The sequence below is a fragment of the Bradyrhizobium sp. Kon69 genome (assembly GCF_055807515.1).
In genome coordinates, this window is the sequence record NZ_JBVVOS010000003.1 from 382,501 (window position 1) to 401,816 (window position 19,316).

The window sequence follows — 19,316 nt, forward strand, 5'->3', positions numbered from 1 at the left end:
ATCGAAATCTAAAGGCTTAGGCATCTCACATTTCTGTTCGAACCCCACACCACAGTCTTTCGACTGAGGTCTTGGAGTTCCGGCTATCGAAGGTGGGTTTCCCCATTCGGAAATCCATGGATCAAAGCTTCTTCGCAGCTCCCCACGGCTTATCGCAGCGTAGCACGTCCTTCATCGCCTCTCAGCGCCAAGGCATCCACCGAACACCCTTAAGGCACTTGATTGCTCTCATTATCAATGTCCACACACTCGGCAGAATGTTGTCTGCAGAATTACCTTGCGGCACGCGCCCTCGATGAACGCTATCTGCAGCCGGACAATGATTAGAAAGACCAGCTTGCTTCGTAAGATCGTTCCGATAGCGAGGCGGTCAAGCTTCGCTAAAAGGATCATTTACAACTCGTTTGTCTTTCAACGCAGCCTTGTGAGCTACCCTGGAAGACGCACGAGCGCCGAAATGATCCGGAGATAATGAAGTATCGCGCAACAATTACTTGTTGCCCGATCCAACTCGGATCGATCTCCTCTTTACGATGTCAGAAATCACGCAGCTTACTGTCCATCCGGACTAGTAAGTGCGAAGTGATGTTTCGCGGACGACGGTATGAGTAGTCGGTGATCAAACCATCTGGTGGAGCCAGACGGGATCGAACCGACGACCTCATGCTTGCAAAGCACGCGCTCTCCCAGCTGAGCTATGGCCCCGTAACCAGAAGACGAATGCTCACTCGATGAGTGTGGTGGGCCTGGGAAGACTTGAACTTCCGACCTCACGCTTATCAAGCGCGCGCTCTAACCAACTGAGCTACAAGCCCCTAACGCATATCCAGTCAAGGACCAGGGATTCTGCAAGGTTGCAGCCCCAGCGCGTGTTCGTCCGCGAAGAAAGAGAAACGAAGACGGCGAAATCCCGCCAATGCAGCTCAACGATCCTGACGACCGTTGGCCACTGATGTTTCTAAAACGGTTCGATAGAAGCAAGCTTCTGAAGAACCATCCTTAGAAAGGAGGTGATCCAGCCGCAGGTTCCCCTACGGCTACCTTGTTACGACTTCACCCCAGTCGCTGACCCTACCGTGGCCGGCTGCCTCCATTGCTGGTTAGCGCACCGTCTTCAGGTAAAACCAACTCCCATGGTGTGACGGGCGGTGTGTACAAGGCCCGGGAACGTATTCACCGTGGCGTGCTGATCCACGATTACTAGCGATTCCAACTTCATGGGCTCGAGTTGCAGAGCCCAATCCGAACTGAGACGGCTTTTTGAGATTTGCGAAGGGTTGCCCCTTAGCGTCCCATTGTCACCGCCATTGTAGCACGTGTGTAGCCCAGCCCGTAAGGGCCATGAGGACTTGACGTCATCCCCACCTTCCTCGCGGCTTATCACCGGCAGTCTCCTTAGAGTGCTCAACTAAATGGTAGCAACTAAGGACGGGGGTTGCGCTCGTTGCGGGACTTAACCCAACATCTCACGACACGAGCTGACGACAGCCATGCAGCACCTGTGTTCCAGGCTCCGAAGAGAAGGTCACATCTCTGCGACCGGTCCTGGACATGTCAAGGGCTGGTAAGGTTCTGCGCGTTGCGTCGAATTAAACCACATGCTCCACCGCTTGTGCGGGCCCCCGTCAATTCCTTTGAGTTTTAATCTTGCGACCGTACTCCCCAGGCGGAATGCTTAAAGCGTTAGCTGCGCCACTAGTGAGTAAACCCACTAACGGCTGGCATTCATCGTTTACGGCGTGGACTACCAGGGTATCTAATCCTGTTTGCTCCCCACGCTTTCGTGCCTCAGCGTCAGTATCGGGCCAGTGAGCCGCCTTCGCCACTGGTGTTCTTGCGAATATCTACGAATTTCACCTCTACACTCGCAGTTCCACTCACCTCTCCCGAACTCAAGATCCTCAGTATCAAAGGCAGTTCTGGAGTTGAGCTCCAGGATTTCACCCCTGACTTAAAGACCCGCCTACGCACCCTTTACGCCCAGTGATTCCGAGCAACGCTAGCCCCCTTCGTATTACCGCGGCTGCTGGCACGAAGTTAGCCGGGGCTTATTCTTGCGGTACCGTCATTATCTTCCCGCACAAAAGAGCTTTACAACCCTAGGGCCTTCATCACTCACGCGGCATGGCTGGATCAGGCTTGCGCCCATTGTCCAATATTCCCCACTGCTGCCTCCCGTAGGAGTTTGGGCCGTGTCTCAGTCCCAATGTGGCTGATCATCCTCTCAGACCAGCTACTGATCGTCGCCTTGGTGAGCCATTACCTCACCAACTAGCTAATCAGACGCGGGCCAATCTTTCGGCGATAAATCTTTCCCCGTAAGGGCTTATCCGGTATTAGCACAAGTTTCCCTGTGTTGTTCCGAACCAAAAGGTATGTTCCCACGCGTTACTCACCCGTCTGCCGCTGACGTATTGCTACGCCCGCTCGACTTGCATGTGTTAAGCCTGCCGCCAGCGTTCGCTCTGAGCCAGGATCAAACTCTCAAGTTGGACTTGAACTTTGAACCGGCTGATCACAACGTTTTGACGAGGTCCCACCATTTTTCATCGACCGAAGTCGATGAGCTGCCCGCGATTCACATCGCTGGCAACGATGGTGTAACCTTAAAACGTGTACCGCCGAAGTCTTTCGTCCCCTCCCAGAACTCAAAAGCCGAAGCTCTTCAGTATCCGAGAGGCGCAAGGACTCCGCCGTCCACGTTTCTCTTTCTTCATCTTCACTTGTCAAACAGCCCGGGACCAGGAGGCCCCAACCTTCCAGAGAGGAAGGGTTCCGACACCCTTACCGACGATGGATGAACTCCAATCGACTTACGTCGACTGTTGTGTCACTCAACAAGGTGAGGAGCATCAGTGGCGCGTTCGCTCGCCTTGGTCAGTGACCCGGCGGCGCCGCGCTCAGTGGTCGGGTTATAGGCCCCACCCATCGGGGTTGTCAACGATCATTGTCAGAAAATCGTCGCACGGTGGATTGTTCAAAAAATCCACGCGATTACAGCGGGTTAGGAAGTCGCCGAGCGGCTGGATCGGGCCAGCGCGGAGAAAAAACCCAAAAAAAGTTTGGGCCCGAGGGGGCTCCGGAGGCGGCATGGAGGCGCCTTGAACGCGGCTTGGAGCGCCCGCCCCTGGAAGGCCCTTGGCGCCCGGCCGTTTCCGGAAACTTTTCCATATTAGGCGCCGTACTTGAGCCACAATCCCCCGGCGTTCTGGTACAGACAAAGCTTGAATCGCAGGGATGCCAGTGGGGGCTGCCGGCGGTTTGTGTGGGGTCAGAGGAAGGCGATCATCCTATGAAGCAGCCTTCTTCAGACATTCGAGACACATCGAGAGATCTTTTTCCGCTTAGCTGTTCGTAATTTCGGCCGGTCCGTCATCTGGGCCTTCTGACCGCGGACGCCTATGCGGCTTGCCTTTTCCGGAGACGCCCCAGAGAGGGCGGCGTAAGGAAGGGCTCGAAACAGGGCTGCTCAGAACGGGGCTGCTCGAAATCGGGCTCTCGGGTCGTTGATTGGGGGACTTGGGTTGAACCACAGGACGTCACGCGGCGCTTACGGGCGTGAGACCGGGATCATCGATCTCGGCCACGAGCCGCCGCTGTCCGTCGATGGTTCCGAAGCCGCCGTCATCGATCGCCGCCGCGTCTCGGTACAATGGTTCAGCGGGACGATTCTAACCGGACTTTGCGGCGCAGCCCTGATCGGCGGCGCCGTTTTCGCTTCGCTCGACGGCGAGATGACCTTCGCCAAGGTGCCGGAGCGCGTCGAAGGCGCGCTGCGCGGCGCATTCGGCGCAGCCGACCGCGCCGCCACGCTGCACAAGAGCGACCGCCTGCCGCCCCCGAACGAATCCACGGCCTCGCGCAACATCGTGCGCGTCTCGACCGTCGCCCGCGTCGGCAACCGCGACGTGATGCGGGTACGTCCCTTCATCCGGATCGCCGGCAATCTGTCGATGACGACGAGCGACCTGTCGGCAAAGATCCCGCCGTTCAACGCCCAACGCCTTCTCACCGACGTCGGCTCCGATCCGAAGACGGCATCCGAGGATCCGAACAATCCGGAAGCCGTCGAACCCGACGCCGAGGTCTCCTTCGTCACCAAGGACCTCTCCCAGGTGCTGCCGAAAGCCAAGATTTCCGCAGTGGTGGCGCTCGACGACATCCTGATGCGGGTCCGCGATGCCGCCAATTGGCGCGGCAATGGCGGGGTGCGCTACGCCGCGCTCTCCACTGCTGCGGCCGACGTCTCCGGCGCGACCAGCCCGTCCGACATCAGAAGCGCCTACGCCACCGAAGTGTCGCCGTCCGATCCCTATGCCGGCTTCGAGACGCGCGTGGTGCCGGAAAACGTCACGCTGCTGCCGAAGACCAAGGAGCAGATCACCGGCGGCAATCCCAACGGCGAACGTGTCCACGTGGTCAAGAAGGGCGACAGCGTCGCCGGCGTGCTGCGCGATCTCGGCGCCACGGCCGAGGAGATCAAGGCGATCACCGCGACGCTCGGTCCGCGCGGCCGCGACGGCGGTCTGAAGGAAGGCGAGAAGCTGCGCATCCTGATGGCGCCCGCAAGCCCCGGCGCCCGTCTGCAGCCCTACCGCGTCGTCATCGCCAACGAGACCATGGTCGAGGCGATCGCGGCGCTGTCCGATCTCGGCAAATACGTCGCCGTCGACGTCTCCAGCATGAACACAGTCGCCGACGCGGCGGCGAACGCCAACAGCGACGACGATGACGACGACGACGGCACGGGCGTGCGGCTCTACCAGAGCATCTACGAGACCGCGATGCGCAACAAAGTGCCGATGCCCGTCATCGACGACATGATCAAGATCTATTCCTACGACGTAGATTTCCAGCGCAAGGTGGCGCCCGGCGATTCATTCGACGTGTTCTACGCCGGCGAAGACGAAGGCGTGACCGCGAGCGAAAAGAACGACGTGCTGTTCGCTTCGCTCACGCTCGGCGGCGAGACCAAGAAATATTACCGCTACCAGAGCCCCGACGACGGGGTCGTCGACTATTATGACGAGACCGGCAAGAGCGCGAAGAAGTTCCTGGTGCGCAAGCCCGTCAACAACGCCATCATGCGCTCCGGCTTCGGCGGCCGCCGTCACCCCATCCTCGGCTACGTGAAGATGCATACCGGCGTCGACTGGGCCACCTCCTATGGCACGCCGATCTTCGCCTCCGGCAACGGCGTGATCGAGAAGGCCGGCCCCGAAGGCGGCTACGGCAAATACATCCGCATCAAGCATAACAACGGCTACGAGACCGCCTATGGCCATATGTCGGCCTTTGCCAAGGGTATGGAGCCCGGCAAGAAGGTGCGGCAGGGCCAGGTGATCGGCTTCGTCGGTTCGACCGGCGCGTCGACCGGCCCGCACGTCCACTACGAAATCCTGGTCAACGGCCGCTTCGTCGATCCTCTGCGTGTGAAACTGCCGCGCGGCCGCTCGCTGGAAGGCCCGATGCTGGCCGGCTTCGAGAAGGAGCGCGACCGGCTCGACGGCATGATGAGCGGCCGCGCCGGCGCCATCGCCCGGATGTCGGACGCCACCGGCGGTCCGCTGCAGGTCACCAACCGGTAAAGCTCGCGAACCGGCCGAGATCGGCCGGACATCTTCAAACACGATCCGGATTTGACGTCGTCGCGCGAGGCCGCTTGGCCGCATCACAACGTCAAGTTTCGTTTGCCAAAGCGGCGTGAGGAGCGAATACTTTCCAAAAAACGGGAGGTCTCGCCATGAACAACAGGCTCGCCTGCGCAGCCTTCGTCGCTGCGATTGTCTCCGCCACCAGTGTTTCGGCCGAAAACTGGGAGGTCACCAAGCTCGTCCCGGGCTCGGCGTTCCACGGCGTGCACGGGCTTGCGATCGACAAGGCCGGCCATCTGTTTGCCGGCAGCGTCGCGGGCGCGGCGCTCTACGAGGTCGACATCGCCGGCGGTAGCGCGAAGGTTGCAATCCCCGCCCCGATCGGAATGGCCGACGACATCGCGTTCGCCCCCGACGGCACCATGGCCTGGACCGGGTTCCTGGCCGGCGATCTCTATTCGCGCAAGGGCGACGGCCCGATCAAGAAGCTCGCCAGCGGCCTTCCCGGCATCAACTCGCTCGCTTACCGCAAGGACGGCAGGCTGTACGCCACCACCGTCTTCCTCGGCGACACGCTCTATGAGATCGACGTCGAGGGCGACAAACCGCCGCGCCAGATCATGGAGAAGATGGGCGGCCTCAACGGCTTCGAGTTCGGCCCTGACGACAAGCTCTACGGTCCGCTCTGGTTCAAGGGACAAATCGCAAAGGTCGACGTCGACAAGGCCGAGCTGACCGTCGTCGCGGACGGCTTCAAGGTCCCGGCCGCGGTGAACTTCGATTCCAAGGGCAATCTCTGGGTGGTCGACACCGCGCTCGGCCAGCTCGTTCGGGTCGATCCCAAATCGGGCACCAAGACCATGGTCGCGCAATTGAAGCCGTCGCTGGACAATCTCGCGATCGACGAGAAGGACCGAATCTACGTCTCCAACATGGCCGACAACGGCATCCAGGAGGTCGATCCGGCGACCGGCCAGGCGCGGCAGGTCATCATCGGAAAGCTCGCTTTGCCCGGCGGCATCGGCGTCACGTCGGAGAGCGGCAAGGATACGATCCACGTCGCCGACGTGTTCGCCTATCGCACGGTGGACGGCGCGACCGGTGAGGTCACCGAGAAGGCCCGCATGCACGCCGCCGGCGTCACGCTCGAATATCCGATGAGCGCGACCGCGAAAGGCAATGATGTGGTCCTGTCGAGCTGGTTCACCGGCACGGTGCAGGTGATCGACGGCAAGACCGGCGCCACCCGCGACATGCTGCACGGCTTCAAGGCGCCGCACGACGCGCTCGTGCTCGCGGACGGCAGCATTCTGGTGGCCGAGCTCGGCACCAAATCGCTGGTCCGCGTCAGCGGCGAGCACGGCAAGGACCGCACCACGATGATCGGCGGCCTCGAGGGCCCGGTCGGGCTCGTCGCCGGATCGCGCGGCGAGGTCTATGTCACCGAAGCGTTTGCGGGCGTCGTCTCGATGATCGAGAGCGGCGGCGAAAGGACCGTGCTCGCCAAGGACCTGAAAATGCCCGAAGGCATCGCACGCACCAGCGACGGCAAGCTGATCGTGGCAGAGGTGGGCGCCAAACGGTTGATCGAGATCGCACCGGAGAGCGGCACGGTCACCGAGATCGCGGCCAATCTCCCGATCGGCCTAGTGGGCGCGCCGGGTGGCCTGCCGACGCATATTCCGACGGGCGTCGCGATTGGCGCTTCCGGCGTGATCTACTTCAGCTCGGATGTCGAGAACGCGATTTATAGGGTGGTGAAGAAGTAGCGGCTGCCAATCGACTCTGCCCTTGGCGGTAGGAACGCGCGCGAGCCAGTGGACGTCTTGTCGGATCTCGGAGAGGGCCGGATAGCGCCGGGTCAAGCTGTCCGCAGCGGGGGACTGGAGTCGGCGTAAGGACCGGACCTTCCCGAGATCAGCGCTTCTTCATCACAACGAAAGACAGATTCTTCCTGTCTTTGACCTTGCCTTTCGCATCCAAGACGATCGTCTTTTTCGTCACGGAATCGGAAACGTTGCCACCGATCACATCGGCCTCCCCTTCTCTGACCGCAACAACGATGTCACTGTGACTGTCATAGTCCTCCGTCTTGTCAAAGAGAGCCTGCGCCTGGTCAAAGGTCATCCCCTTGGTCCGTCCGGCTCCGATAATGTCCCCAACTGCCACGACGGCCTCCTTGTCGCTCAGACGGAAGCCCCAATAGGCCTTGCTCGTGTCCTGCTGTTGCTGGGCTTTGATCGCCTCGCGGATATATGTGGAATGCCGTTCCGAGATCGTAAAGGCCGAGGCTTGAATGCCGGCCTGCCTGATCATGTAGCAGATCGTAACCGCCGACCAGAAGTAGACGTCTCTTTCGATATCCTCCAACGAGGGATGCGACCCCAACAGCCTGCAATAGGTATCGCGAACATAGGTCGCGAACGGCGCCTCATTGTCGACGTGTCCGATCCTCCCGGGGATCGATCTACCCCAAAACTCCCATTCCTTCGTCGCTGCGGCAATGATCGCCGATGCGGACTTGTCCGGGCTGATGAGTGGACCTTGCGGTTGCCCATCTCCCGAGAACACCCATGCGTCCTGACCAAGCTGAATCGCATGGGCCTCCGGGGGATGATAGTTTTCCGGAAAGCCGTGAATATGAGAATCCGGCGGCACCCCATAGGAAGCTATCGGGTGAGCCCTGATCGGCTCTCCCCAACTCGGATGGGATTGAGGATTGAAGAAATGGGTCGCCCCCTTGATCTTGCTGGCCGTTCCGCGCGCGCGGTTCTGAATATGGTGAAGCGCGATCTCGATATGCTTGTCCGATGGCTTCGGCAGCTTCTCCCAAGTTCCCAGATCATTGATGGCCGAAAACTGGCTCTTTTGATTGATGACCCCCTGAATTGTCTTTGGGAATTCCGTGCTCGGATACACGACGCGATTGAAAACAGTATCGATCACCGCGCCCATCGCATCAGTTAGCACAGGCTCTCCAAATTTCACCCCGAAGTTGCCCACCTCACTTTCACTGACCCTCGCCAAGGCGTCCACGTCCTGATCCGTGACCGAAACCATCTTCCCGCTGAACTGAATGCCAAAAATCGGATTATTGACGTCGGATGGCACGCTCTTTTCGATCTCATGCGCGAGCTTCTTCACTTCCTCGAAGGCAGCACTGAACTTGTCTACGCAAGTCTGGAGGGCCTCTTGGATCGTTGCCGAGCCATCTTCCTTGAAGATCGCCTTGTTGCGCTTCAGGAACGCCGTTCGGTCGTCATCATCCGGATAGATTTGCTTGATCACATTCAGCGACGACTGAGCCGGGTTGGCTTTCTCGGCCTGAAGAATTTTATCAGCTGCATTTGAGCCAAACGTATCGTCGTCCGCGAAAATGTGCGCAAGAAAGAGATCAATCGCGCTCAATCCGTGATCGGTGACCAATCCTTTGAGCAGTGTTGCCGATTTCGCCGCAAGAACCCCCGCAGCGACGCATTGCGCCGTTGGGAATCGGATATGATCCGGAGTAAGTCCGGCGAGTTCGGGCAGGATCAACAATTTAGCCCAGAGGTCTTTCGTGAATCGGTATACCCCGAACGATACAGCATCCGCCGGATCAATGGCCTTGACGTGGGTATCGCTCCATTGATCGCCGCTTAGGACGAATGCCAGCGCGTAAAGGTAGGCCGGATTGGTCTTGTTCAGCTCAGCTTGCACGTAGCAAGCATCTGCAAACGCCGCTTTTTCGACTTCAACCGGAAATGGCTGGAAACCGCCTGACGCCAGAACCTCGGTACCCTCATCGACGAGAAATCTTGTCGCTACGAATCCCTTCCGCTTATCGGCATCGTTGCCGCCCTTTGCACTGACGAAAACCCACGTCACAGGATTGCCGCCAATCGTTTCGGTCACTGGGTCTTTGGCACCGGTGTCCACTTTTTCGCCGGCAAAGACCTGGAGCTCCTGCTCATCCAATTCGACGAGGGCAGAATCGTCCTTTCCATTTTTGCGCAAGAACTGATCAAACAGAATTTTTTTGACCTCGGGCATAAATCTTTCTCCGGCAAAAGAATCTCAGGCGAGGAAATCACGTCACGTGCATGTCAGCGAAACGTTCCTGAATGACTTGTCAGTCAACGTTTCCGTATCGCGATCCGCGATCTCGGCCTTCCTCGCTTCTGACATCTTACTCTTTGCAATTTTGATTGCGGCTCGCGTCGCGGCATCAAATTTGCCGGATGCCTTGTCCCTAAAAGTAGGATCGCAAATCGCAAGAATGCCCTGGAGTATTTTGACTCCATTTTCATCCGCGAAACGGAATTTCTCAAAGGCCGTCCGGTATCCGCGATCCGTCCCGGACATATCGACGCTGCACGGACGCGCTCCCAAAAAAATCTGAACCTCGGCCGCACTTGTGATCTGGTTCTTGACGTTCGTGAATGGCTTGGCGTTGGCACTACTATTGTTGCCGCCAACCTTCGCCTGCCGGATAGCTTCCCTCGTTATTGCATCGAAAGCCGCACCAATCGGCACGCACAGGTTCGCTTGAATTGATTGCCCGGCTGATTTGGGTGTACCTCGCTCGCTATCGGTCTCTCCGCCCGTCATTTTTTCTTCGCGGATGAGGGGGTTGGTGTTGACTCCCGGCAGCGGATCACGTGGCTTTGCTGGAATCGAATCGAGCAAGGCACCCGCCACCAATGATCTGCGAATCTGTTCTGCGTTGCCCTTGTCGGGCGACGTGTTGCCCGCGACACTGTCGCGAGTCCGCTGATTGACCAGGTCTTCGATGTAGAATGGCGTACAAATCAGCATATATTCCCGGAGCACGTGCACGGCGTCTGGCTGATATGCAATCCGCACTTTCAGTGTCTCGCGGTACTGCAAGCGTTTCTCACGCACCAGAAGCGAGACAGTCGATTTCTCGATTTCGAACAGCAACCGCGAGTAGTAGTTGGTGAAGGAATTGCTAGCCAGACCGAAGGCGAGACCTGCTATGGCGATCGGCGCGGCGCCAACACCGGTTGTGTACAACAGCGCTTCGGTAAAAGTCCGCGTGTCGTGAATCTGGCTCAGGATGGCGCTGCGGTCACGACGCCGGCTGGCTAGCCAGGCAAGATAACTGTCGCATCGACGGTCGATATCGTTGAAGCCAGCACTTACCAAAGCTGCCCATTGGGCGCTTCCGTATCGGCTTACGTCGCAGGAGACGATGGCATCAGAGACCGGATCGACGATCTTCACCCCACCGGCCTGCACACACAGGTACGAAAGATAGACTTCAAGTCGGCGGGTCGACTCCGCCATATCCTCGGCTGGCAACTCAGTGCCAATGCCTTCCTGAATCAGCTTCTCTTCGACCGAGAGACAACCGCTGAGCGCTAACGCCAACGCAATGCAAATCGCAACGATACCCGCACGCATCGCACGCTCCCACAATATCTTTCAGACTATGGCGCGCTAACTCTGTCACTGTGAGCGACAGCCTCACGCGAGCAACATTCCGGAAAATACCGAGCGTCGCCACAGCCCCTTAAATCTTGGGGGATTGTGGCGAGCCTCGACCGGATTGTTCAAGAAGATTCATGCACGCTCTCAGCGAAAGCGCGGAACGTGTTTCATTTATAACACACGGCTTTTGCGTGCGTCGCAACGACGCAGCCAGCGGTTGTGATGCTTGTCACGCATATAGCGCGACACCTGATTGCGCGTCGGGCGAAGCAGATTGCGCGCGTTGCCGGTACGAAAAAACCTCCCCGCGTCGCGGGGAGGTTTGAGCAGGTTCAATGTGCTGTTTTGGACGCTCAGTTCAGCTTTCGCTTCGACACCGGCGCCTCGAATTGGGCGATCTCCGCGGTCTGCGGTGCCTTGCCGTTGAAGGTCAGCACGTTGCCTTCGGAGGAGATCGCAACGCTGTCGCCGTCCTTGACGTCGCCGGCCAGGATCATCTCGGCGAGCGGATCCTGGACATGACGCTGAATCACGCGCTTGAGCGGCCGTGCGCCGTAGGCGGGATCCCAGCCCTTGGCGGCGAGCCAGTCGCGGCCCGCGGCGTCGAGCGTCAGCACGATCTTGCGATCGGTCAGGAGCTTCTGCAGCCGCGCGAACTGGATCTCGACGATCCGGCCCATCTCGCTCCTCTGCAAGCGGTGGAACAGGATGATCTCATCGACGCGGTTCAAGAACTCTGGCCTGAAGTGCGACCGCACCATTCCCATCACCTGCTCGCGCACGGCCGAGGTGTCTTCGCCCTCCGGCTGGTTCACCAGAAACTCCGAACCGAGGTTCGAGGTCATGATGATCAGCGTGTTGCGGAAGTCGACGGTGCGGCCCTGGCCGTCGGTGAGGCGGCCGTCGTCGAGCACCTGCAACAGGACGTTGAAGACGTCAGGATGCGCCTTCTCGATCTCGTCGAACAGCACCACCTGGTAGGGCCGGCGCCGCACCGCTTCGGTCAGCGCACCGCCCTCGTCGTAGCCGACATAGCCCGGAGGCGCGCCGATCAGCCGCGAGACCGAGTGCTTCTCCATGTACTCGGACATGTCGAGGCGGACCATCGCGGTCTCGTCGTTGAACAGATACTCGGCGAGCGCTTTCGTCAGCTCGGTCTTGCCGACGCCGGTCGGCCCCAGGAACATGAACGAGCCGGTCGGCCGGTTCGGGTCCTGCAGCCCCGCGCGCGAACGGCGCACGGCGGTCGCGACCGCACGCACGGCCTCGGCCTGGCCGACGACGCGCTTGCCGAGCGAGTCCTCCATCCGCAGGAGCTTGTCCTTCTCGCCCTCGAGCATCTTGTCGACGGGCACGCCGGTCCAGCGCGAAACCACCTGCGCGATGTGGTTGGCGGTGACCGCCTCCTCCATCATCTCGCCGGAGTTCTCCTTGGCTTCGATGTCTGCAAGTTGCTTTTCGAGCTCGGGGATCCGGCCATAGGCCAGCTCGCCGGCCTTCTGGAATTCACCGCGACGCTGCGCGTTGGCAAGTTCGACCCGCAAGCCGTCGAGCTCGGCCTTCAGCTTCTGGGCGTCGGAGAGCTTGTTCTTCTCCGCGCTCCAGCGTGCGGTGAGCGCCGCGGACTTCTCCTCGAGATCGGCCAGCTCCTTCTCCAGCGTCTGCAGGCGGCTCTTCGAACCGGCATCGCTCTCTTTCTTCAATGCTTCCTGCTCGATCTTCAGCCGGATGATTTCCCGATCCATCGAATCCAGCTCTTCCGGCTTGGAATCGACCTGCATCTTGAGCCGCGCCGCCGCCTCGTCCATGAGGTCGATGGCCTTGTCAGGCAGGAAGCGGTCGGTGATGTAGCGGTTGGACAGCGTCGTGGCGGCGACCAGCGCGGAATCGGTGATCCGCACGCCATGATGCTGCTCGTACTTGTCCTTCAGCCCGCGAAGGATCGAGATCGTGTCCTCGACCGAGGGCTCGCTGACGAAGATCGGCTGGAAACGCCGCGCCAGCGCTGCGTCCTTTTCGACGTGCTTCTGATACTCGTCGAGCGTGGTGGCGCCGATGCAGTGCAGCTCGCCGCGGGCGAGCGCAGGCTTGAGCAGGTTGGACGCGTCCATGGCGCCATCGCCCTTGCCGGCGCCGATCAGCGTGTGCATCTCGTCGATGAACAAGACGAAATTGCCCTCGCTCCCGGTCACCTCCTGGAGCACGGCCTTCAGCCGCTCCTCGAACTCGCCGCGATATTTTGCACCCGCGATCAGCGAGCCGAGGTCGAGCGACAGCAGCTTCTTGTCCTTCAGGCTCTCCGGCACGTCGCCGTTGACGATGCGCAGCGCCAGGCCCTCGGCGATGGCGGTCTTGCCGACACCGGGCTCGCCGATCAGGACCGGATTGTTCTTGGTCCGGCGCGACAGCACCTGGATCGTGCGGCGGATCTCCTCGTCGCGGCCGATGACCGGATCGAGCTTGCCGTCGCGCGCCGCCTGGGTCAGGTCGCGGGCATATTTCTTCAGCGCGTCATACGCGTTCTCGGCCGTGGCGGAGTCCGCGGTCCGGCCCTTGCGCAGCGCCTCGATCGCCGCGTTGAGGTTTTGCGGGGTGACGCCGCCCTTGGCCAGGATCGCGCCCGCCTCGCTGGTCTTCTCCAGCGCGAGCCCGAGCAACAGCCGCTCGACGGTGACAAAGCTGTCGCCGGCCTTCTCGCCGGCCTTTTCGGCGGCGTCGAAGGTGCGGGCGAGCTCAGGCGCCAGATAGATCTGGCCGGCGCCGCCGCCAGAGACCTTCGGCACCTTGTTCAGGGCGTCCTCGGTCGCCTTCAGGATTGCGCGGGAATTGCCGCCGGCGCGGTCGATCAGACCGGCAGCGAGGCCTTCATTGTCGTCCAGCAGCACTTTCAGGACGTGCAGGGTCGAAAACTGCTGGTGCCCTTCGCGCACCGCAAGCGACTGCGCGGACTGGACGAAGCCCCTGGAGCGTTCGGTATATTTTTCGATATTCATATCGTGGTCTTTCCCTCGGCCTGCCCCTGGAGCCCTCTAAGGCACTCCAAACGGCATCTTCATTGGGTTTCCGATAACCGCATTGACGTTTCTCAACCGGCAACGGTCGTTATCAGCCGGCGCTGGCGCCGGCCTGACCCAGATGTGGGAAGCGAGGCCTCGGACCGGAAGAGGCGAGTTCACAATTTCGTGCGCGGATCCGCCCGCTTGGCGCCGATGGGCCGAATCCCCTAAGTAGCGGCATGACCCCTAGCGCAATGACAGCCAGCGAGACCGCCGAGATCACCGGCCTCTACCGTTATCCGATCAAGGGCCTGACGCCGGAGCCCCTGCCCCGCGTTTCCCTGCGAGCCGGCCAGACCCTGCCCGCCGACCGCCGCTACGCCATCGAGAACGGCCCCAGCGGCTTCGATCCGGAACAGCCGCAGTGGAAGCCGAAGATCCAGTTCCTGATGCTGGCGCGCAATGAGCGGCTGGCTTCGCTCGACAGCCGGTTCGAGGACGCGACCAACCGCCTGACCATCCGCAAGGACGGCCAGATCGTCGCCAGCGGGGATCTCGAGACCGCCACCGGGCGCGCCGCCATCGAGGCCTATTTCAGGGACAACTTTCAGCCGGAGCTGAAAGGTCCACCCAAGATCCTGTCCGGCCGCGACCACAGCTTTTCCGACGTCGCCCGCAAGGTCGTGTCCATCATCAATCTCGGCAGCGTCCGCGCGCTCGAGACCATGCTCGGCGCCGCCGTCCACCCGCTGCGCTTCCGCGCCAATCTCTACGTGAAGGGCTGGCCGGCCTGGTCCGAGCTCGACCTCGTCGGCCAGACGCTCGCGATCGGACAGGCCCGGCTGCAAGTGGTCAAGCGCATCAAGCGCTGCCCGGCCACCAATGTCGACCCTGATACCGCCAAGCGCGATCTCGAAATTCCGGCCACGCTCTCGAGCAATCTCGGCCACATGGACTGCGGCATCTATGCCGAGGTGACCGCCGACGGCGACATCGGCGTGGGCGACGCGGTTGCGTTGGAAGAGCCGAAGCTGGTGTGACGCGACGCCGGCGCCACGTACTCCGTCATTGCGAGCGCAGCGAAGCAATCCAGGAATGCGCCCGAGGAAACGGTCTGGATTGCTTCGTCGCTTCGCTCCTCGCAATGACGGGGGCAGAAACCTCAATTCGGCATCACATACGCATAGATCCGGCCGCGCGAGATCGGCGCTTCGCGGACGCGGTTGCCGTTGTTGCCGGAGATCATGATCGGATTACCCTGCGCATCGATGCCCGTGATGATGCCGACATGGCCACCCCGACCACCGCGCGACATCACTGCGATGGCGCCGACCTGCGGACCGGAGACGCGCGTGCCGTAATGCGCGAACGAATTCGCCATATCGGAGCCGGTGCCACGGTGACCGGTCTTCTCAAGCACCATGTTCATGAAGCGCGCGCACCACAGGCTGCCGCGGCCGGTCGGATTGCCGCCGACATAGCGGCGTGCCTCGGACACGAGGCCCGATCCGCCACCGAAGCCGCTGCTCGTGGCGCTATTGGCCACGCCGCCGTTATTCGCGTTAGTGGCCATCCCACCGCCACGCCTCGTGGCGATTCGACGGCTGGCGCGCGTGGTCATCCCACCGCTATCGCTGGTAACCATTCCAGCGTTGCCGCTCATGGCCATTCCACCGCCGCCGCTCATAGCCATTCCACCGCTGCCGCTCATGGCTATGCCGCCGCTATTGGCGTTCGGGTCATAGCTGGCGAAGGTGTTGCCGAAGCCGCTCGCCTGCAATTGCGCCGCGCCGCGCTCGAAGCGCGAGCTGCGTGCATGCCGGTAATGATGATATCTGCTGGCGTGATGCGCGTAAGCGTGCCGCTCTGCGCTATGACGATGAGGTCGTGCTGACGCCGGAGAGGTGAGCGCGGCGACCGCCGCGAAGAAAACAGCCAGCGCGACGACACAGCGCGACAGGCGAGACGCAAACAACTCGAACATTCTTCATCCTTCGTTGACACCCCACTTCCCAATCGGCCCGTGCGGTGGCCGACATCCGCGGGCTGTATCAGTATCCTGATGTGGCGAGAAAAAGACGCGGCCGCGGAGATTTTGGACGATGATTAACAAGTGTTAGGATCGTATGCGCTGACCGCAGGACGGCATTCCAATGCCGCAGCCACCTCAGGGAGAAAACCGGATGCCTCACGCCCTCACGAAAGACAATTGCCGCCTCTATTTCGAAGAAGCAGGCGCGGGCACGCCGATTATTTTTCTGCACGAGTTCGCGGCCGACTACACCAACTGGGAGCCGCAGATGCGCTACTTTTCGCGCGGCCATCGCTGCATCACCTATTCAGCGCGCGGCTACACGCCATCGGACGTGCCTGATGGCGAGGTCTACGGCTACACGCATTTCTACACCGATGCGCTCGCGGTGCTCGATCATCTGAAGATCGATCGCGCGCACTTCGTCGGCCTCTCGATGGGCGCCTATTCGTCGCTCCAGATCGGGCTCAACGCGCCCCAACGTGCGCTGTCGATGACGCTCGCCGGCGTCGGCTCGGGCTCGGAGATCGAGAACCTCGACGCTTGGCGCCAGCAGTGCCGCGCCAACGCGGAGCAATTCGAGATGCTCGGCTCCGCCGAAGTCGCAAAAGTCACGCGCGAGGCGCCGAGCCGGATTCCCTTCCTCGTGAAGGACCCGCGCGGCCACGCCGATTTCTACGCTGCCCTGGCGCGGCACGACGCCAAGGGATCGGCGCGGACGATGCGCGGCTTCCAGGCGGGACGTCCCTCGATCTTTACGATGACGGACGCGATCAGAGCCGCCACGACGCCAGCACTCATCATCTGCGGCGACGAGGACGATCCGTGCGTGGGCGCAAGCCTGTTCCTGAAGAAGCATCTGCCTGCGGCAGGGCTCGCCATGTTTCCGAAGTCCGGCCACGTGCTCAATCTCGAAGAGCCCGCGCTGTTCAACGAAACGGTGGAACGGTTCGTCACGCTGGTGGAAGCGGGAAGATGGCCAGCGCGCGATCCGAGGTCACTGGCGGCGCATTAGCGCGACGGCGTCGCCACACGCTCCGTCGCGTAGCCCGGATGGAGCGAAAGCGTAATCCGGGGCCTTCGCGTCCGCGGATAGAATCCCGGATTGCGCTGCGCTCCATCCGGGCTACGGGCGGACCTACTTCCTGCCGCCTCGCGTCAGCAAGAACACACCCTGCTCGCCGAACAGATTCCACACCCACCACGGCATCCGCAGCCGCAGCGGGCGGCCGTAGAGGTCGAGCGCCTCGGCACGTTCCATCTTGACGTCGATCGCGTCGCAGAGCTCGACGAAATCCTTGATGGTGCAGAAATGGATGTTGGCGGTGTCATACCAGCTTGCCGGCAGGTTCTCCGTGCGCGGCATGTGGCCGCCGATCAGGAGTTGGAGCCGCATCTTCCAGAAGCCGAAATTCGGGAACGACACGATGGCGCGGCGGCCGATGCGCAAGAGATTCTCGAGCACGACCTTGGGCTGCCGCGTCGCCTGCAAGGTTTGCGACAGGATCACGTAGTCAAAGGCGTCATCCGGATAATTCACGAGGTCGGTGTCGGCATCGCCCTGCACCACCGCAAGACCCTTGGCGACGCAGCGGTTGACGCCCTCGCGCGACAGCTCGATGCCGCGGCCGTCGATGCCGCGGGTTTCCAGCAGCTGGAGCAGGTCGCCCTCGCCACACCCGACGTCGAGCACTTTCGAGCCCGGCTTGACCATCTCGGCCACCAGCACATGGTCGGCGCGAAAATCGCCGGGCTGCCCGGTCGCAAGGCCGCCGAGCGGCAGCGCTTCCTGTACAGACATGACTAGCCGTCCTTTAAGCTTTCTTGGCGGTGAGCCCGCGCGCCTTGCCTGCCGACTGCAAGAACGCACGGGCGATGTCGAAGAACTCGGGCACGTCGAGCAGGAACGCGTCGTGACCGCGATCGGTCTCGATCTCGGCGAACGACACCCGCGCGCTCGACGCGTTCAGCGCGTGCACCAGCGCCCGCGATTCCGAGGTCGGGAACAGCCAGTCGCTGGTGAAGGAGACCACGCAGAACCGGGTCTGGATTCCCGCGAACGCCTTCGCCAGCACGCCGCCATGGTCGCCGGCGATGTCGAAATAGTCCATCGCGCGGGTCAGATAGAGATAGGAGTTGGCGTCGAAGCGTTCGACAAAGGACGAGCCCTGGTAGCGCAGATAGGACTCGACCTGGAAGTCGGCGTCGAACGAGAAGGTCGGCAGCTCGCGGTCCTGCATCCGCCGTCCGAATTTGCGATGCAGCGCTGCGTCGGAGAGATAGGTGATGTGCCCGGCCATGCGGGCGACGGCGAGGCCGCGATGCGGATGGGTGCCGTGATCAACGTAGCGTCCGCCATGCCATTCCGGATCGGCCATCACCGCCTGCCGGCCGAGTTCGTGGAAGGCGATATTCTGCGCCGAATGGCGCGTGCTGCATGCGGTCGGGAGCGCGGAGAAGACGCGATGCGGATAGGCCGCGGTCCATTGCAGCACCTGCATGCCGCCCATCGAGCCTCCGACGACGCAGAGCAGCGTATCGATGCCGAGGCGGTCGAGCAGCATGGCCTGGGCTCGCACCATGTCGGGGATGGTGATGATCGGAAAATCCAGGCCCCACACTTTGCCGGTCGCCGGATTGGTCGACGCGGGGCCGGTCGAGCCCATGCAGCCGCCGATGACGTTCGAGCAGATGATGAAATACTTATTGGTGTCGAGCGGGCGGCCGGGCCCCACCATGATTTCCCACCAGCCCGGCTTACCGGTCAGCGGGTGCACATTGGCGACGTGCTGGTCGAGCGTCAGCGCATGGCAGATCAGGATTGCGTTGGACCGCTCGGCATTGAGCTCGCCATAGGTCTGGTATGCGATCTGGAACGGGGTGAGATCGACGCCGCAATCAAGCGGCAGCGGCTGGTCGGCACCGAAGCGTGCGACCTGGGAGCTCGGATGATCGACTTCGTGCGAGCGCTCGTCGGCGCTGATCGCGGGACTGGGAATTGGCTTGATGCCCATCTCTGACCACTGACTCGTTTGCGATCGGGGTCCGATCGCGACTGACATCAGGCCATGAAAAACCCGGCCTGAACGATAGGTTCGGCCGGGATCGAAAGGGTCCCCGGCCTGTTTAGCGAGTTTTTTAACGTGGCTGCAAGCCGGCCGGCTCAAATGACCACGGAACGGGTAAAAACTACCGTCTCGGACGGTTTTCGTCAAGTCGCGGCCCGGATCAGCCAAATTCGCCTGTCGCGCCACGGGCGGA

Annotated in this window: 10 protein-coding genes, 2 tRNA genes, 2 rRNA genes and 1 riboswitch (1 of these 15 running past the window's edge); of the genes, 4 read left to right on the forward strand and 10 right to left on the reverse strand. The window is 61.3% G+C overall.

The window, feature by feature from the left end; all coding sequences use genetic code 11:
- From AC0L3U_RS06235 to AC0L3U_RS06250, 4 genes are all read right to left on the reverse strand, one after another.
- A 23S ribosomal RNA gene (locus AC0L3U_RS06235) occupies nt 1–224 on the reverse strand (it extends 2,649 nt beyond the left edge of the window).
- A gap of 405 nt (nt 225–629) precedes the next feature.
- Nucleotides 630–705 (reverse strand) — tRNA-Ala (locus AC0L3U_RS06240).
- 33 nt (nt 706–738) lie between these two features.
- A tRNA-Ile gene (locus AC0L3U_RS06245) sits at nt 739–815 on the reverse strand.
- 188 nt (nt 816–1,003) lie between these two features.
- Nucleotides 1,004–2,492, reverse strand: a 16S ribosomal RNA gene (locus tag AC0L3U_RS06250).
- Together the 16S and 23S rRNA genes with 2 tRNA genes alongside form the textbook arrangement of a ribosomal RNA operon.
- Before the next feature lie 1,032 nt (nt 2,493–3,524).
- On the opposite strand from AC0L3U_RS06250, the gene AC0L3U_RS06255 reads away from it, so the two are divergent.
- The gene (locus tag AC0L3U_RS06255; protein ID WP_473361076.1) at nt 3,525–5,588 is read left to right on the forward strand and encodes a peptidoglycan DD-metalloendopeptidase family protein; all 2,064 of its coding nucleotides are present in this window, start codon (nt 3,525–3,527) and stop codon (nt 5,586–5,588) included.
- Between the two features lie 155 nt (nt 5,589–5,743).
- A complete protein-coding gene (locus AC0L3U_RS06260) occupies nt 5,744–7,363 on the forward strand; it encodes a hypothetical protein (RefSeq protein ID WP_473361077.1) in 1,620 nt (539 codons plus the stop codon).
- Nucleotides 7,364–7,511: 148 nt separating this feature from the next.
- On the opposite strand, the gene AC0L3U_RS06265 is transcribed toward AC0L3U_RS06260, so the two are convergent.
- The 3 genes from AC0L3U_RS06265 to clpB all read right to left on the reverse strand — a co-directional run bounded on the left by AC0L3U_RS06265 (nt 7,512) and on the right by clpB (nt 14,020).
- Nucleotides 7,512–9,626, reverse strand: a complete 2,115-nt coding sequence (locus tag AC0L3U_RS06265) for a DUF2272 domain-containing protein (protein ID WP_473347252.1) — start codon at nt 9,624–9,626, stop codon at nt 7,512–7,514.
- 42 nt (nt 9,627–9,668) lie between these two features.
- Entirely contained in the window at nt 9,669–11,000 is a 1,332-nt protein-coding gene (locus AC0L3U_RS06270; RefSeq protein WP_473347253.1) for a hypothetical protein, read from the reverse strand.
- Nucleotides 11,001–11,380: 380 nt separating this feature from the next.
- Nucleotides 11,381–14,020, reverse strand: coding sequence for an ATP-dependent chaperone ClpB (gene clpB, locus AC0L3U_RS06275; protein WP_473361078.1), 2,640 nt, complete (start codon nt 14,018–14,020; stop codon nt 11,381–11,383).
- Nucleotides 14,021–14,277: 257 nt separating this feature from the next.
- Here clpB and AC0L3U_RS06280 point away from each other — a divergent pair, with 257 nt between their 5' ends.
- The gene (locus tag AC0L3U_RS06280; protein ID WP_473361079.1) at nt 14,278–15,063 is read left to right on the forward strand and encodes an MOSC domain-containing protein; all 786 of its coding nucleotides are present in this window, start codon (nt 14,278–14,280) and stop codon (nt 15,061–15,063) included.
- A 122-nt stretch (nt 15,064–15,185) separates the two neighbouring features.
- Here AC0L3U_RS06280 and AC0L3U_RS06285 read toward each other — a convergent pair whose 3' ends face one another.
- Nucleotides 15,186–16,007, reverse strand: coding sequence for a TIGR02594 family protein (locus AC0L3U_RS06285; RefSeq protein WP_473361080.1), 822 nt, complete (start codon nt 16,005–16,007; stop codon nt 15,186–15,188).
- A gap of 199 nt (nt 16,008–16,206) precedes the next feature.
- Between AC0L3U_RS06285 and AC0L3U_RS06290 the strand changes: the two genes are divergently transcribed.
- Nucleotides 16,207–17,070, forward strand: coding sequence for an alpha/beta fold hydrolase (locus AC0L3U_RS06290; RefSeq protein ID WP_473361081.1), 864 nt, complete (start codon nt 16,207–16,209; stop codon nt 17,068–17,070).
- A gap of 123 nt (nt 17,071–17,193) precedes the next feature.
- Here AC0L3U_RS06290 and metW read toward each other — a convergent pair whose 3' ends face one another.
- Nucleotides 17,194–17,856 (reverse strand): methionine biosynthesis protein MetW, encoded by a 663-nt coding sequence (metW, locus tag AC0L3U_RS06295; protein ID WP_007597293.1) that lies wholly within the window; start codon nt 17,854–17,856, stop codon nt 17,194–17,196.
- Nucleotides 17,857–17,869: 13 nt separating this feature from the next.
- A complete protein-coding gene (metX, locus tag AC0L3U_RS06300) occupies nt 17,870–19,069 on the reverse strand; it encodes a homoserine O-acetyltransferase MetX (protein ID WP_473361082.1) in 1,200 nt (399 codons plus the stop codon).
- A gap of 91 nt (nt 19,070–19,160) precedes the next feature.
- Nucleotides 19,161–19,240: riboswitch (SAM riboswitch) on the reverse strand.
- Nucleotides 19,241–19,316: the final 76 nt, after the last annotated feature.

Excerpts from the sequence above, each read along its gene's own strand:
- AC0L3U_RS06265 (WP_473347252.1), bottom strand. The coding sequence starts at position 9,626 with ATGCCCGAGGTCAAAAAAATTCTGTTTGATCAGTTCTTGCGCAAAAAT.
- metW (WP_007597293.1), bottom strand. The coding sequence starts at position 17,856 with ATGTCTGTACAGGAAGCGCTGCCGCTCGGCGGCCTTGCGACCGGGCAG.
- AC0L3U_RS06290 (WP_473361081.1), top strand. The coding sequence starts at position 16,207 with ATGCCTCACGCCCTCACGAAAGACAATTGCCGCCTCTATTTCGAAGAA.
- AC0L3U_RS06270 (WP_473347253.1), bottom strand. The coding sequence starts at position 11,000 with ATGCGTGCGGGTATCGTTGCGATTTGCATTGCGTTGGCGTTAGCGCTC.
- clpB (WP_473361078.1), bottom strand. The coding sequence starts at position 14,020 with ATGAATATCGAAAAATATACCGAACGCTCCAGGGGCTTCGTCCAGTCC.
- AC0L3U_RS06260 (WP_473361077.1), top strand. The coding sequence starts at position 5,744 with ATGAACAACAGGCTCGCCTGCGCAGCCTTCGTCGCTGCGATTGTCTCC.
- AC0L3U_RS06285 (WP_473361080.1), bottom strand. The coding sequence starts at position 16,007 with ATGTTCGAGTTGTTTGCGTCTCGCCTGTCGCGCTGTGTCGTCGCGCTG.
- metX (WP_473361082.1), bottom strand. The coding sequence starts at position 19,069 with ATGGGCATCAAGCCAATTCCCAGTCCCGCGATCAGCGCCGACGAGCGC.
- AC0L3U_RS06280 (WP_473361079.1), top strand. The coding sequence starts at position 14,278 with ATGACAGCCAGCGAGACCGCCGAGATCACCGGCCTCTACCGTTATCCG.